The 15,920-nt window shown below is 46.2% G+C and carries 11 protein-coding genes; 8 read left to right on the top strand and 3 right to left on the bottom strand.

The annotated features are described in order from the left end of the window. Window positions 1–32: 32 nt before the first annotated feature. From ACDJ59_RS21570 to ACDJ59_RS21540, 7 genes are all read left to right on the top strand, one after another. Complete coding sequence (locus ACDJ59_RS21570) at window positions 33–2,336, top strand: PQQ-binding-like beta-propeller repeat protein (RefSeq protein ID WP_413405650.1); 2,304 nt, start codon at window positions 33–35, stop codon at window positions 2,334–2,336. A gap of 131 nt (window positions 2,337–2,467) precedes the next feature. Further along, entirely contained in the window at window positions 2,468–3,277 is an 810-nt protein-coding gene (locus tag ACDJ59_RS21565) for a methionine ABC transporter ATP-binding protein (protein WP_413405648.1), read from the top strand. After that, window positions 3,274–3,945: a methionine ABC transporter permease gene (locus ACDJ59_RS21560; protein ID WP_047841707.1), complete on the top strand. Its 672-nt coding sequence runs from the start codon at window positions 3,274–3,276 to the stop codon at window positions 3,943–3,945. Before ACDJ59_RS21565 ends, ACDJ59_RS21560 begins: the two co-directional genes overlap by 4 nt. A 46-nt stretch (window positions 3,946–3,991) precedes the next feature. Further along, window positions 3,992–4,849: a MetQ/NlpA family ABC transporter substrate-binding protein gene (locus tag ACDJ59_RS21555; RefSeq protein WP_413405646.1), complete on the top strand. Its 858-nt coding sequence runs from the start codon at window positions 3,992–3,994 to the stop codon at window positions 4,847–4,849. A gap of 424 nt (window positions 4,850–5,273) precedes the next feature. Continuing rightward, window positions 5,274–7,271, top strand: coding sequence for a methyl-accepting chemotaxis protein (locus ACDJ59_RS21550; RefSeq protein ID WP_413405644.1), 1,998 nt, complete (start codon window positions 5,274–5,276; stop codon window positions 7,269–7,271). A 72-nt stretch (window positions 7,272–7,343) separates the two neighbouring features. Further along, a complete protein-coding gene (locus ACDJ59_RS21545) occupies window positions 7,344–7,649 on the top strand; it encodes a PAS domain-containing protein (RefSeq protein ID WP_036606158.1) in 306 nt (101 codons plus the stop codon). Window positions 7,650–7,908: 259 nt separating this feature from the next. Beyond that, the gene (locus ACDJ59_RS21540; RefSeq protein ID WP_413405641.1) at window positions 7,909–11,067 is read left to right on the top strand and encodes a response regulator; all 3,159 of its coding nucleotides are present in this window, start codon (window positions 7,909–7,911) and stop codon (window positions 11,065–11,067) included. A 21-nt stretch (window positions 11,068–11,088) separates the two neighbouring features. Here the strand turns inward: ACDJ59_RS21540 and ACDJ59_RS21535 are convergent, their stop codons facing one another. Both ACDJ59_RS21535 and ACDJ59_RS21530 read right to left on the bottom strand, forming a co-directional pair. Continuing rightward, the gene (locus ACDJ59_RS21535; protein ID WP_076253483.1) at window positions 11,089–11,763 is read right to left on the bottom strand and encodes a response regulator transcription factor; all 675 of its coding nucleotides are present in this window, start codon (window positions 11,761–11,763) and stop codon (window positions 11,089–11,091) included. Window positions 11,764–11,897: 134 nt separating this feature from the next. Then, a complete protein-coding gene (locus ACDJ59_RS21530; protein WP_413409883.1) occupies window positions 11,898–12,761 on the bottom strand; it encodes a helix-turn-helix transcriptional regulator in 864 nt (287 codons plus the stop codon). Window positions 12,762–12,899: 138 nt separating this feature from the next. On the opposite strand from ACDJ59_RS21530, the gene fabF reads away from it, so the two are divergent. Further along, window positions 12,900–14,138: a beta-ketoacyl-ACP synthase II gene (fabF, locus tag ACDJ59_RS21525; RefSeq protein WP_413405639.1), complete on the top strand. Its 1,239-nt coding sequence runs from the start codon at window positions 12,900–12,902 to the stop codon at window positions 14,136–14,138. 129 nt (window positions 14,139–14,267) lie between these two features. On the opposite strand, the gene ACDJ59_RS21520 is transcribed toward fabF, so the two are convergent. Then, window positions 14,268–15,497, bottom strand: coding sequence for a nitrate/nitrite transporter (locus tag ACDJ59_RS21520; protein ID WP_413409882.1), 1,230 nt, complete (start codon window positions 15,495–15,497; stop codon window positions 14,268–14,270). Between the last annotated feature and the right edge of the window lie 423 nt (window positions 15,498–15,920).

Here is a 15,920-nt window from a genome sequence, read left to right as displayed (position 1 = left end):
AAATAAATTCTAATGGATGGGGATGAACGAGAGTGAAGACGGGTCCTGACTGGCAGAGAACGGGGTACAAATGGATTACCATGACTGGATTATCAGCTGTGCTGTTGACGGGCTGGATGCTGCTGGATTCCAAAATGGTTGTGCTTGGAGGACAAGCTTTGGCTACAACGCCACAAGCCTTGGGTGCAAGTTCCCAAGCCTCATCAACACAGTTGGCCTACAAACAAGGAGATACCGTTACACTCATGAATGACATCCCTCTGTTCAAAAACAGAAGGGACGGCAGTGTGGCTGCTGACCAGATGGGGATTGAATACTATACAACAAAAAACGAAAAGTATACGTTGGCCTCGGTTCGAGGCGAGTGGGTGCAGCTTAAGTCAACCGATCATGGAGACTTTTGGTTGCCAAGTTGGTATGCACTGAAGGAGAGCAGAAGCAAGACGGAAACAGCTCCCCAAAGCTTCACGCTCCGATCAGGCAGTAAGCTGTATCTGGCTCCGGATAGTTCTACAACTTGGTCTAGTGAGAAATCGCTAACAGATAAAGCTGTTATTGTTGCAAAGTGGAAAGGCTGGTATGGGGTCTCCATTGCCCCACGAGTCTGGGATAAAGAATCCTTCACGTATCGGCCAGGACTCTTCTGGATCAAGGCACAGGCCATAGAACAGCGGATGAATGTGGCGGATGGTTGGTTCCAACAGGATGCATCGCTGCCAACTTCGGTTATACGCCATCTGACAGATATTAAGCTGAATAAGGCAACCACCTCCAAACAAGTGGCTGGGTGGTTAGGCGAGCCGGATTGGAAAGAGAGTTCAAGCAATCTAAATTTCACGGGTTATTCAATGAGTATTGGACAGACCTGGAGATATGAGCGGGAAGATGCGCAATTTCTGGTCACATTCAACAAGAATGGCAGACTGGTCAGAACACGCTGGAATTTAGCACAGGATAATCGAAATGCTGTTGTTTCCGATTGGAACATCAGTCGGGCGGATGAATATGGGTTCACAACAAAAATCTATGGCACAACACTGCCAACGACAATCCCTTGGAAACCGGTATGGACCAACCAGGGGGATATTAACTACACTTTTTTACAAGCAGCCACGGATGATGTGCTCCTGATGAAAGGGGATGACGGCGGATTTAGCGGGGATTACTACGAAGGTTCCATATATGCCCTTGACCGACATTCCGGCCAGCAACTATGGGGGATTAATGGGGGCTTTGGAAGACAGCAGGCAGAGGTGGATGCAGAGCGTAAATACGTTACAATCTACACCGATTATGACCCTGATAAGAAAAAATACGTGGATCGTATTCGTCATCTGAACTTGAAGAACGGAAAGGTCACGTGGACGTACACCCCTAAGCAAAATTTTAGACTAAATGGTATCACCGCTGCTAAGAACGTTGTGGTTGTGGATAACCCGGTTGTTGAGAGCTCAAGCAACAGTTGGTTAACGGTTCTGGACAGTGCAAACGGAAAAACATTGTGGACGCGAAAACTGGCTACAGGTTATGAATTATTGAACAAGAGTGCAGATGACCCCTATGTGTTGTATTGGGAAAAGAATAAGCTGGTTGCAGTCGATCCGCAATCAGGGCGAACCGTATGGAGCTTAAAGGGCAAACGATCCACCATAGAACAATTTTGGAATGATCCATATACTGGTGGAATTGAACGTCTTGATCCCTTTGCAACCACGAATGCTGAAAGATGGCTATCACTAGATAATCAGTGGCTTCTGCTTGATCTGAACACGGGGAAAAAGCTTGCGCAATTCCCTGCTCGGGTAGGACAGAGATTTGAGGAGCTGAATGATGGCATGTTGTTGATCCGTGAGAACAAAAACGGCGATCATTACGGCGAATATGAAGATTTTACAACTACCCTGTATGATGCCAAGACAGGCAAAACACGCTGGACGCTCAAGGGCAAGATTGAACGAGGACTGGTGGAAGAGGATCAGTTGTATGTGATTAAGAATGGCTACCCGGCGGCTGTGGATTATAAAACAGGGGAGACGCGTTGGAATGCCAAAGATACGATTGCAACACTAAGGCATCCAACGAATCAGGGAAGTTATCTGGTCATTGATGATCAGTTGCTGCTGCCCATGGACGAGAATTTGCTCGTAATGAACAAAAAGAGTGGAGCACTGTTAGGTCGTGTACATGACGTTGTGATGGGAAACCCGGAGCACCGGGACCGGGATGCGAAGAATGGAACGATCAACCGGATCGGCAATGAAGTGTATGTGGGTTCGTCCAACGGACGTTTTCGTCTATATGAAGCCAGCCGCCTTCAGGAGGCAATCTCACCTTAAAAGCTTGTCTCGTAAGGGATGTTGATTTATTATAAATGAACAGGCTTGCTCGCGCTCCGGTTATCGGCTGTGCGGGCTTTCTTCATGTGTTCTTGAAGAACCATGCATGATCATTCACGGGAGGACTCTCCATGATCTCATTATATGGTGTAAGCAAACGTTATATCGAGCGCGGTTCCCGTGCAGATCAGGGATTCGAAGCATTAAGCTCGGTGTCCCTCGAAGTGGGACAAGGAGAAATACATGGCATCATCGGATCAAGTGGTGCAGGCAAATCCACGCTTCTGCGGATGCTCAACGGATTGGAAAAGCCGGATGATGGTGAGGTTGTTGTGAATGGGCAGCACTTGACCCAGATGAATGAACAGAGTCTGCGTCAGGCACGAAGATCCATTGGCATGATCTTTCAACACTTCAATCTTGTCAGTAACCGAACGGTGAGTGGCAATGTCTGCATGCCATTGGAGCTTGCGGGTATATCTCGTACGCAGCGAGTTGAACGTGGACTTGAGGTACTGCGGTTTGTTGGACTGGAAGACAAGACAGATCAATATCCTGCTCAGCTTAGCGGAGGACAGAAGCAGCGTGTGGCGATTGCACGAGCACTTGCCAGTCGTCCGGATGTGCTGCTCTGTGATGAACCGACCTCTTCGCTTGATCCACAGACAACAAACGGTATCCTGGATGTGCTGCGTCATATCAATGAAACGCTGGGCGTGACCATTGTTGTAGTGACGCATGAGATGGAAGTGGCTCGCAGACTATGTCACAGGATATCCGTCATGAAGGATGGGCGACTCGTTCGTACGTTGTCTAAAGCGGAAGTGAGCAGTATCCCTGCTCCACAGCCTGATCTACTGACCTCCTTGCTTGCGGGTGACGAATACGGGTTGGCAGGTTCGTCTTTGTTCCGTCAGGCAGAACAGGAGGACAAGTCATGAGGTTACCTGAGTCTGTGCTGAAGTATCAGCATGAGATATGGCAGGCGATTGGAGAGACTTTTGTCATGGTGGGCATCTCCATTGCGGCAGCTGTTCTGATCGGGTTACCTTTGGGTACACTGCTGTACTTATTCCGGAGAGGACAACGGTATCAGAATCAAACGCTGTCCTTTGTACTCGGTAGTGTCGTCAACATCGTTCGTTCGTTTCCGTTCTTACTGCTAGTTGTATTCATGATTCCATTCACACGGATTGTTGTGGGAACGTCCATAGGTACGCTGGCGGCAACCGTGCCACTCTCGGTTATTGCGATTGCCTACTACGCCAGACTGGTGGAACAAGCCTTGCTGGATGTACCGAGGGGAGTGGTTGAAGCTGCTGCTTCCATGGGGGCATCGACGATGCAACTTGTGGTGAAATTCTTGTACGTGGAGGCACGATCTGGCCTTGTACTGGGACTCACAACAGCTACGATTAGCTTCATCTCCTACTCGACGGTGATGGGCATTGTAGGTGGCGGCGGGGTTGGCGATTTCGCCATTCGCTACGGTTATCAGCGCTTCGAAACAGAGATTATGGTATTTACGATCATCATTATGATTATCCTGGTACAGATGATACAATTCACAGGTAGCAGACTGTCCCACTGGCTGGATCGCAGATCCTGAACGGTTGGACCGTGCATTATTACGAATAACCAATACAGATTATACGATGAGGGGTAGACATGAAATGAAAGCAAAAATGATGCTTATGTTGCTTGCAGTAATGCTGGTCGTAGCTGCTTGTGGCAAAAAAGAAGAAACACCTGCGGCTGAAGGAACAAAAGAAGATACACAAGCTGGACAAGAAGTTACGCTGAAAGTAGCTACGTTGATTCCGCCGATGACAGATGTACTGGATATTGTTAAACCGCTTTTGAAGGAAGATGGCGTCAACCTGGAAGTTGTTGTGTTGTCAGATAACGTTCAACCAAATACGGCACTCGCGAATAAGGAAGTGGATGCAAACTTCTTCCAACACGTGCCTTACATGACCCAGTATAATGAAGCGAACAATGCCAATCTGGTGGCTGTACAGCCTATCTATAATGCCATCTATGGCGGCTACTCCAAAAAGTACAAAACGATTGAGGAATTGCCAGAAGGTGCAACGGTTGCAATTGCAAACGATCCTTCCAACATTGGTCGCTCTCTTGTGATGCTGGAGCAGAACGGGTTGATTAAGCTGAAAGAGGGCGTAGGTTTTAACGCCACACAGGCAGACATCACCGAGAATACAAAGAACTTCAAGTTTGAGGAAGTGGACTTGTTGATGCTGGCTCGTATGATGGATGATGCTGATCTGGTAGCCATGACTCCGGCATATGCCAGTCCGCTCGGTCTTACACCGAAAAAGGATGCATTGTTAACCGAGAAGGATGATTCCCATTTTGCAATCACCATGGTTGCTCGTGAGGATAATAAGGACTCCGAAGCGATCCAGAAGCTGGCTAAACGCATGGCGGGTCCAGAGGTCAAAGCCTTCTTCGAAGAGAAATATGCAGATATTGTGATCCCGGCATTTAAATAGAGAATACGTTGGTCCAATGTAAATAACCTTTAGATCTGAGCGATAACGCTTGGATCTTTTTTTTGTCGTCCGCGTGCTTATTAACAAGTATTTAGAAAGTTAACAATTTGGTCATATCCCCGGAACACTTTATTTAATAGTTTTTTCGTATAATTTGTTTGAAAATAGTTCTTTTGGATTATAAATGAAGAGATTTGTTCGAGTTTTGTAGTGTAAAGAGTGTTTTTCACAAGAAGTGAGACCTAGTTTTTTGAAAAGATGGTTTACAATCTATGAGAGCTATACAAGAGCTATATAAGTTGTATGAATCATTCAGCAAGTGGCAGGTTATTCTGTCATCGGAGTGGCAAGTGTAAATAATCACTAGTTCAACTTATAAGTAGATCAAGTAAAACTAAAATTTATCTGGAAGAGGTAGAGAAATTTGTCCCGAAAAAATAGCAAATCGACCTGGTTCAACAAGATGCATAAGAACTTTAAGACCAAGCTGGTGGTGTCCTTTATTGCTTTCCTGGCCATTCCTTCGTTAAGTATTGGAGTTTTATCGTATAACAGTGCAAAAGATGAAGTGGAGAAGCAAATTTTACATAGTGCGATGGAAAATGTGAACCTTGCCAGTGCAACGATAGATCTTTCAGTCAATACCAAGCGGAATCACATTGAATATTATTCGAATACACTTGCAGAGCAATTACGACAAGAAGATGCCGAGGTTCGGGTTGTGAACGAATTGAAGGGGTACGCTGCGCAGAACACAGATATCATAACCATAGGTGTAGGCACAGAGGCAGGTGTGTATCTGATGTCCTCCGATGCGGAGATGCCTGAAGATTACGATCCGCGAACAAGACCATGGTACACAGAAGCGATGGGTACTCCACAGCAGGTCATTGTTACAGACCCTTATGTTTCTGCAGAGACAAAAGAGATTACCATTACGATTGCGAAGGCACTGGAAGACCAATCTGGTGTGGTCCAATTGGATCTCAATCTGGCAGACATTAGTCAATTGGTTAGCGCAATTAAAGTAGGAGAAAAGGGACATCTGATTCTGCTGGATGCCAGCGAAAAGTATATCTATCATCCAACGATGGAACCTGGAACAGATGCAACAGAAGATTTTTGGACACAAGTGTATACGAATGAATCCGGTAACTTCAACTATACCTTTGATCAGGTTGATAAGGTCATGTATTACGCCACGAATGAATCAACGGGATGGAAGGTCGCGGGTACCATGTTTTCTTCTGAAGTAGAGGATGCCGCTGCGCCTATTCTGAATCGAACGATTATGGTGATCGTTTCTTTTCTTGTCATCGGGATTTTGATCATCTGGCTGGTGATGCGATCAATTGTTAAACCGATTCGTCAGTTGAAGGTTCAGGCGATTCAGGTGAGTGAAGGGGATCTAACCCAAACCATTACAAGCACAAGTAATGATGAAATAGGTGAACTGAGTGAGGCTTTTGGCAAAATGCAGAGCAATCTGCGTGTGTTGATTCAAAATGTGGAGAACAGCGCCAGTCAGGTAGTCATCTCATCGGATGAAATGACTCAGAGTGCGGAATCAACCAGTGCAGCCAGTGAGCAGGTAGCGCGAGCCATTCAGGAAATTGCGAGTGGTGCGGAGAAACAGACCGAAGGTATTGAACATAACCATCAGGCCATGAATGAAATTACGATTGGTATTACAAGAATCGCCGAACGTTCCATACATGTCGCTGATTTGGCGAAACATACAACCGTACAAGCAGAAGAAGGTGGCAACACCGTCAAGCAGACGGTGAGTCAGATGCAATCGATTCAAGAGACGGTAGAACAGACAAACCAATTGATCCAGGCGTTATATGAACGATCACACCAAATATCAGCGATCACGGAGTTAATCGGAAATATAGCCAAACAGACAAACCTGCTCGCGCTGAACGCATCCATTGAAGCTGCTCGTGCAGGTACACATGGCAATGGATTCGCCGTTGTTGCAGCAGAGGTTCGCAAGTTGGCAGAGCAATCCGGGCAGTCCGTCAATGAAATCACCGTGCTGACTACGGCGGTTCAGGAAGATATGGCTGCTTCCGTTCGCATGATGGAGAAGGTGACTTCAGAGGTTGGAGAGGGCATGGACATCTCTACAGAAGCGATTCGAAAGTTTGAACGTATTCTGGATAGCATGCGGGAAACGACACCTCAGATTGAAGAGATTGCTGCCACGTCGCAAGAGATCACAGCAGGTGTGCAGGAAGTATCTGCTGTATCCAATGAGTTGGCAGGCATTGCGTCAGGCAACGCCGCAACTTCCGAAGAAGTGGCCGCTTCCTCAGAGGAGCAACTGGCAGCGATGGAGCAGATTTCTTCATCGGCTCGTGGCTTGTCCACCCTGGCTGAAGAGCTGCAGCGCCTGATTAGACAGTTTAAGTATTAAACGGGATTGTAGAAGAGAGATATCACACAGGGACAGCATCACATCATGTTTCATTAGAGGGAGTGGACAACCATGCAACTGGAACTCAAAGCCTTCTTACTGCTAACGGATGCGGTCATGATTACAGATGAGGAGGGTGTGATTCTGGATGTGAATTCCGTTTATGTAACCAAAACAGGATTCTCACGGGAGAGCACCATAGGTCAGCCTGCCCGATTGCTAATGGATACCCACTGGAGAGGCAATCAGACCTGGTCCGGCGTTGCCAAACTGATGAAGGTTGATCAGGAAGTGTGGGAAGCCCAAGTTACGATTACATCGGTTCATTTGGATGATTCTCTTTTTTATATCAGCATATTTAATGATGAATTTTCATGAAAAAAAACGTTGTTTGGTGATAAGGGGATGTTAGCTGAAAGCAGTAATTATTTTCAAAAAAATGGTCAATATCGTCAATTGAATAAGGGAGCACGGCATACTATGATTTGTGTACTGAGGAACTGCGACCATGAATCTGACAACATTCATTGAATGCATGAAATCCTGAAGTCGTAATGTGGACGGTGACCATTTGCTACGCGATCTTGTATTAAATTTCACGCTAATTTTGATCTTTGTTTTCCTAATTCATCACTATTTGAACCATACAAATGCTACCCGTTCAACATCCATCACGACTCGGATCATTATTGGTATTACGCTGAGCATGTTGGGCACGGCGCTCTATTATTTCTCTATTGTGCTTGAGGATGGTACATTGTTGAATTTCCGGGCCATTGTGTATCTGCTTGCTGCTTATTTTGGTGGGAGTGGCTCTGCTTTCGTTACTTTTACATTCATGTGGATGTTTCGGATTAATATGGGGCGTAATCCCTTGTTGGAGAACTGGCAGTATGCGTTGACAGAGTTGTTATTTGTTGTAGCCATATGCCTGATCTTTAAGTATATCAGGGGATTTATACAGAAGTGGTTGTCCGGAGCGTTGCTGCTGATTACTGTGTATGAGTTTTCTGCACTAAAGACAAATTCCCCTTCTCTGCTAATGATGGGGCAGATTCTCTTTTTTCAATGTATCTGCCTGCTGTCCGTTATATTATTCCTGTATTATCTGAACCAAAATCATCGATATAGGAGATTGGTCATTCAGAGGGATCAGGAAATGCTGGAGATGCTTCGTATGCAGCCGGGTTTTACTTTTAAAATCCGAAAACAGAACGGAAAATTCGAGTATCTTGTGCTTGAGGGAGAGATGCTCTCCCGACTGGGCTTGGATATGAGTAGTCTGAAGCAAGATTACAAACTGGGCACATTGGATATTTTACCTCAGGAAAAGGTAGAATTTCTGCGAAAGCAGTTTAACCGGGCATGGGAAGGGGAATCTTTTTTTTACGAGATTGAGCATGGAGGTTACTATTCGCTGGTGAACGTTCGCCCTCTGCGAGAAGAGGGTGTGGTGAAATATGTCGTGGGATATGGACTTGATATTACGGAGCACAGAGCGGTTAAACGAAGGATTCAAGAAAGTGAAGAGCGATATCGAACACTTGAGCGAGTGTCGGCAGACTGGTTTGTCGGTTTGGATAACAACAGATGTATTGTGTCGGTGAATCAGAAATTTCTGGATGTTCTCGGTCTCGGCAGGCAGGAAGTGATTGGGCGCCAGCTTGAAGAATTGTTGTTCATTGAGCAGCTGGAGAACTGGTTGTTCGTTTTCCAAAAAGCCTTACATCACAATATAACACAGGATACGGAACTGAGTTTCATTGTTGGTGAAGGTCATGAGCAGCATGTTCGGGTTCACCTATCCCCTGTTAAAGTATTAAACTCAAGTGAGAAAATCAAGGCAGTCATTCATGACATTTCGGATCACTATAGACGTGTTAAGGCTGACAAAGCAAGCCAGGCGAAGAGTGAGTTTCTCGCATTCATGAGCCACGAGATTCGTACCCCACTGAGTGGTATTATCAACTTCTCGTTGTTGCTTCAACGGACAGATCTATCTCCACAACAAAAGGATTATTTGAGTAAAATCAATGCGTCCTCCCAAACCTTGCTTGCCCTCGTAAATGATATTCTTGATTTTTCGAAAATTGAGGCAGGCAAGCTGATTTTGGAGAAGGTCTCTTTTTCACCAGAGGATGTGATCAAACGTGTGGCAGATCAGATCGGTGTGGCCATCGGGCACAAAGATATCGAAGTGATCTTTACAACCGATCCCGATCTGCCATTAACGGTGATTGGTGATCCGTTCCGACTTGAACAGGTGTTATTGAATCTGCTCAGTAACGCGATTAAATTTACGGAGCATGGATATGTAACGTTGCAGGCAGAGGTGCTTTCATTGGAGGGGGAGCGAGTTCAGGTCCGTTTTGAGGTAGAGGACACGGGAATCGGGATGTCACCTGAACAATTGGAACGGCTTTTTGTCCCGTTTACACAAGCGGAACCCTCGACGTATCGAACATATGGTGGCTCTGGTCTTGGGCTGGTCATCTGTTATCTTCTGGTCACCTCTTTGGGAGGAAGCTTGCGGGTGGATAGTGTGCTGGGAGAGTACAGTCTGTTTTCATTCGACTTGATATTTGAACTTGCAGATTCGGAAGAAGAAAGTTCCTTCCTGCAAACATACCCTCTTCTCTATTGTGCCGATGATGTGGTTATCGTTGAAGAAGATGAACGAATGGGCGAAAGTCTGAAGCAGTTACTCTACTCATTCGGAATGAAGCCGAAGCTGTATCCTTCGTTGAACCATATGATGGAAAGTGATTGGTATGTCCATCATGTAGATGAGGTAAGTTCCATGTTGATGATGATGGATATGGATGCAGAGGAGACCGTCAACGGATCGTCATGGGACAGTTTCATGAAGCGATTGAATCGAACCAAATTTCAAATGGTGGGTTATACCCATGCTTTTAGTGAAAATGCCCTGTGGAGTGAGGAGAGATCCTTTCGCCCGGATCTCATGATGATCAAACCGATTACACGTCTGGGATTGTTCGAAGTATTACTTGCACTTCAGGGTGAAGGGCCATTGGAGAAAAAGCGGATGATAGAAGGCGATGAATCTTATTTGCTTAAATCCAAAGGGCACATTCTGATCGCTGAAGATCATGAAATCAATCAACTGGTCATTCGGGCCATGCTGGAACATACCGGATTCAAGGTGACGCTGGCAGACAGTGGCACAGAGGTTTTGAAGAAATTGGACGAACAAACATGGGAACTGATTCTGATGGATCTCTATATGCCAGATATGAACGGAATTGATGCAGCTCGACATATTCGCAAGATGAGGAAATATGATCGTACACCTATTATCGCGCTTACAGCGAATAGTTTAAAAAGGGACCATGAATTATATCTTGAAGCAGGCATGAATGCCATACTGACTAAGCCCATACATGAACAACAGCTCGCAGACATTTTGGAAATATGGATTGATCTAAAAGGCATAAGGGAGATCAATGGAATTGATGCAGATAAGGCGATCAGACAGATGGACGGCAAGCCGCATATTCTGCAATATGCGCTCACGAAGTTCAGAATGGAGTATGGCTTGTTTCAGAAAAAACTGGCGATTCAGCTTCAGCAACAGCAGATTGCTGATGCAATTCGTAGTGTTCATTCTCTTCGAGGCGTAGCTGCGAATCTGCATGCAGTGGACCTGATGTGTGCAGTTCTCCAATTGGAATCACTCTTGTTCCGTCCGTTGTTCAAAGAAGAGGAACTGCGTTTGGCATTGGAGAAGGTACAACAGGAAATTGATAAAATTACCGAGTCCCTGCCATGGTGATCGGAATGAAGCTGTGTTGTTTTAAGGTGTGAACTTATATCCGACCCCCCAGATGGTTTGAATGTATTGGGGGTTTTTTGGATTGTCCTCAATTTTTTTGCGAAGTTTGGTAATGTGCACATCGATGGTGCGATCATTAATGTAGGCATCAATACCACGAATGGCTTCAATTAGGGCATACCGACTGTAGACTTTGCCAGGATTGAGGATAAACAGCTTCATGATCTCAAATTCGGAAAACGTCATCTCCACGCGCTGGTTATTCAACAGAACAGTTCTTCGGGCCAGATCGAGAGATATTCCGGATTCCTGTTCAGTGACAACAGAGCTGTTCAATATAGAGTAGCGGCGCAATACGGCCTCAATACGTGCCTTCAGCTCCTGCATGCTGAAAGGCTTACATACATAGTCATCAGCCCCGTCTGTTAATGATCGAATCCGCTCAGAAACCTCGGTTAAGGAAGAGATGACAATGATGGGGATTGCCGTATGTTGGCGCATGAGAGAACTAGGATTCTTATTACCCGAATCAGGGAGCATCAAGTCAAGAAGCAGGATATCAGGCCGCGCTTGAAGCTGTAGAAGACCATCTCTTGCGTTATCGACACGGATAACATCATACCCTTCACCTTGCAAATACAAGGATAATGTATCGCCTAACATGTTGTCGTCCTCTATGATAAGCACTTTCGTCATGATATTCCTTTCTGAACCCCCTTCTTGTAGAAGGACTAAGATCCATGGATTACTTAATATACCTGGTATTTAAAACATGCAACATGAGGATGTCAAGGCTCTAACATGACTCCGAGAAGGTGAGAGACTCCGATTTAATGCTTGCCAAGATGTGGATCAGCTTCACGCTCGATCAGGCGCATCAATTTGCGCTCGGTAGCGCTTTCTGGCGCAGGGGTGTAGACACTGCAACGCAGATCGGAACTGCCCTGAACCTGCAACGAAGTCAGATCAAACAACATTTTGCCTGCTTTGGAATGCCTGAATTCGATTAATACGTCCGGGGCACTGCTGACGCTGCTTTGTTTCCAAAGGGTATGAAAATCGGGATGTCTGTTCATCATGTCATCCAGAAATAAATTATACCATTCATCATCAACATACTGGCCATAGTAAGCACGAAAAATCGCCAGAAATCCGCTAACAAAATCCTCCCAGTTCACCGCGAGCCTGCGAAACTCCTTTCGATCAAATAACAGACTGATCATATTCCGCTGTTCGGGGGCAATCTGTTCAAAATCCATAAAAACATGGCGGGCTGCATCATTCCAGCCGACAATGTAACAACGCCGGTCCGAGATCACGGTAGGACAGTGATGAAGTTCTTGCAAAATTTTCTGCAAGGAAGGGTGAAGTTGAACCGATTCTTCTTCCAGCATAGGCAGCTCCGAGTGATGCTCCATGGCGAGCGAAAACAGATATTTTCGTTCATCTGCAGTAAGCCTCAGTGCTGAAGCAATGTTATCCAACACGGAATGGGATACCTGAATATCCCGACCTTGTTCAAGCCAGGTATACCATGTTGTACTCACTCCTGCCAGTTGGGAAACCTCTTCTCTCCTCAGCCCAGGCGTTCTGCGCCGACTTCCGGTGGGTAAACCGACCGATTCGGGAGAAATTTTGGAACGCTGTGTTTTCAGAAAAGTGGACAATGCCTGTAACCTGACATCATAGTTCAATCCATCACCTTCAATCCTCGTTATCATGGTAGTCATTATACTATTATAATTGACAACTTGTAATAGGATATTCAAAAGTGCACTATTAGTAGCAGAGTGTAAGAGTAAGGTAGACAACAGCACTGAAGGAGGATGGACATGGAACGAGTCGTGATTACAGGTATGGGAGTTATCTCTCCTTTGGGAAATGATGTAGATACATTCTGGAATGGATTAATTGAGGGTAGATCAGGTGTATCACCTATAGAACATTTTGATACAGCTTCGTACAAAACCAGAATCGCTGGCGTGGTCCGTGATTTTGATGGTGAAGAGCGTTTTGGACGCAAGGAAGCAAGACGTATGGACCGATTCGTTCAATTCGCTGTTGCTGCTGCGGATCAGGCTGTATCACAATCAGGTCTTGTGATGGATGAATTGGACCGTGAACGGGTAGGTGTATATATTGGTTCAGGCATAGGCGGCATCCAGACATTGATGGAACAAGGCAAGGTCCTGTCAGATCGGGGACCTGCGCGCGTCAGCCCAACACTGGTACCGATGATGATATCCAATATGGCTGCGGCTACGGTCAGTATGAGGTTTGGCTGCTGGGGGCCGACATTGTCGCCAGTAACGGCTTGTTCCATTGGCAATACCGCCATTGGAGAGGCTTTCCGGTTAATTCGTCATGGCGGAGCCGATGTCATTATTGCTGGCGGAACAGAAGCGGCTGTAACCGAGGTGTCACTGGCAAGCTTTGGTAATGCGACAGCGCTATCAACAAGAAATGAAGCCTTCCAAACAGCAAGTCGTCCATTTGATGCAGGGAGAGACGGTTTTGTCATGGCGGAGGGCGCTGGAATTCTGGTTGTGGAATCACTGTCTCATGCACTGGGAAGAGGGGCGAATATTCTTGCTGAAGTGATTGGATATGGTGCCAGTTCAGATGCGTATCATATGGTAGCTACCCACCCGGAAGGACGGGGTGCATATCTGGCTATGAAAGCATCACTGAAAGAAGCTCAGATTGGGCCTGAGGACATTGATGTGATTAACGCTCATGCCACCAGTACGGAGGCAGGTGATCTGTCTGAGACAAGAGCTATTAAACAACTTTTCGGAACAGCTGCCTATGATATTCCGGTCACAGCGAATAAGTCCATGACGGGACATATGCTTGGTGCAGCAGGTGGTGCGGAGGCGATCTCACTTATTCAAAGTCTGCGGTATGGTATCATTCCTCCAACCATCAATCAGGAGCAGAGGGACCTCGAATGTGATCTGGATTATGTACCAAACGAGGCAAGAAAAGCAGAACTGCGGATTGGGATGTCTAATTCCTTTGGTTTTGGCGGTCATAATGCGGTTATTGTTCTTCAAAAGTATTCATCTTAAGCAAAAAAGCAGCTTTAAGCAGAAAGAACAGCGTAGCCGCATCGGGCTGCGCTGTTCTTTGCTTACTTCGACTTCGGGATCATCCACATACACCGTACCATTGGTTAACGGCCGAGTGGGTTGTACGCCTCAGGAAGAGAGGGACGTCGATTCTGCCATGCCTTTGTTACCTCGGCTCAGCCAGCTTACACGCCAGCGGGATTGCATGAAGAGAACCAGGAACAGGGAAGCTGCTGCAATCAGGCTAAGAATGACAAAACCTGGCGTATAGGATTGATAGCTACTATACAGTTGACCGAGAATCAGCGGCAGTGCATACCCGCCCAATCCGCCAGCGGCACCTACAATACCTGTCATCAGACCAATTTCGTTACCGAAGCGTTGGGGAACCAGTTGGAACACGGAGCCATTTCCGGCTCCCAGACACATCATACCGAGGAATAACATGACTACTACAAAAGGAAGCGGTGGCATGAAGGATACTCCGATTAACATGACACAAGCCCCTGTGTACAGGAATGTTAGCATGCGGGTTCCGCCAATTTTGTCCGCCAGATAACCCCCAACAGGCCGGAAGAAACTGCCTGCGATTACACAGAAGGTGGTTATGTCTGCGGCACGAACAGGAGAGAGCCCATACTGGGTGTTGAAGAAGATGGTGAGATAGTTACATAATCCAACGAAGCCACCAAAGGTTACACAATAGAAGGCACAGAATACCCAAGCATCTTTTTGTTTAAGCAGACTTCCATATTGGGACAATTTCTTGGGTTCAGGTCGGTTAGGGCTATTCTTGGCAAAGATAGAAAAGAGGATGAATACAATAACGATCGGTATAATAGCAAGTCCGAACACAACTTCCCAGCTGCCAAAATGCGTAGCCAAGCGATTGGCAAACAACGTCGCGAGTACGGTTCCGCTGTTACCCGCCCCGGCAATACCCATGGCCAGACCCTGATGCTCTTTGCCATACCATTGGCCTGCCAGAGGTAGCGCAGCAGCAAAGGAGGCGCCTGCGACACCAAGCAAGAGTGCCACCACGTACAGTTGGCTTAAGGAGTCAACCCATAACCAGCCGAGTAATAAGGGAACAAGGGTGACGAGCATCCCGATCTGTGCGGTTAGTTTCGGACCGATATAATCAGACATGAAGCCTAGCACAAGTCGCAGGATGGAGCCGCCAAGGATAGGCAACGCGACCAGATTGGCCTTTTCCAGCGGAGTCATCGGATAGTCCAATGCAATGACCACTGCGAGTGGACCCAGCATCCCCCATATCATAAAACTGATGTCAAAATACATAAACGCCCCGAAGAGGGTGGGCTTATGCCCGCTTTTCCAAAAACTTTTGCTCTCCATCATCCATCATCGCTCCTCATCCAATTGAGATCTTCGTGATTTTTCTATGTGCTTATTGAGGCAGAAAAAGGCCGCAATTCGTCCAGATATGAACGATTTGCGGCCCCGTTGCCGACAGGCGGTACACGTCATTGTGTTCCCGCATCTGAGTTGATCACAGCACTGTGATTTTGATTCAAATTATAATCAAGAGAAAATATATATGTCAACAAAAATTACATGTAATTTTAAATAATTCATTTTTTAATCGTTATTCTCATTTTTATGTTAATTTAGTTGACATATAGTTGAGATTGCCTTAATCTGAATCTAATATGAATCCACACAAAGGCGTGTGGATTCCGGAGGCAACGGTGCCCTTTTCCGAATCATGGAGAAGGGATTTTTCTGTTTATTTTCAGGTGAGAGAGATAGGGGGGCAGC

It is taken from the genome of Paenibacillus amylolyticus (assembly GCF_047302515.1).
In the GTDB taxonomy this organism is placed as follows: Bacteria; Bacillota; Bacilli; order Paenibacillales; family Paenibacillaceae; genus Paenibacillus; species Paenibacillus amylolyticus_G.
This window is presented reverse-complemented; position numbering and strand designations above follow the sequence as displayed.

Bases quoted from the DNA above. Each gene is read 5' to 3' on its own strand.
- ACDJ59_RS21565 (WP_413405648.1), top strand. From the start codon at position 2,468: ATGATCTCATTATATGGTGTAAGCAAACGTTATATCGAGCGCGGTTCC.
- ACDJ59_RS21560 (WP_047841707.1), top strand. From the start codon at position 3,274: ATGAGGTTACCTGAGTCTGTGCTGAAGTATCAGCATGAGATATGGCAG.
- ACDJ59_RS21555 (WP_413405646.1), top strand. From the start codon at position 3,992: ATGAGGGGTAGACATGAAATGAAAGCAAAAATGATGCTTATGTTGCTT.
- ACDJ59_RS21545 (WP_036606158.1), top strand. From the start codon at position 7,344: ATGCAACTGGAACTCAAAGCCTTCTTACTGCTAACGGATGCGGTCATG.
- ACDJ59_RS21535 (WP_076253483.1), bottom strand. From the start codon at position 11,763: ATGACGAAAGTGCTTATCATAGAGGACGACAACATGTTAGGCGATACA.
- fabF (WP_413405639.1), top strand. From the start codon at position 12,900: ATGGAACGAGTCGTGATTACAGGTATGGGAGTTATCTCTCCTTTGGGA.
- ACDJ59_RS21520 (WP_413409882.1), bottom strand. From the start codon at position 15,497: ATGGAGAGCAAAAGTTTTTGGAAAAGCGGGCATAAGCCCACCCTCTTC.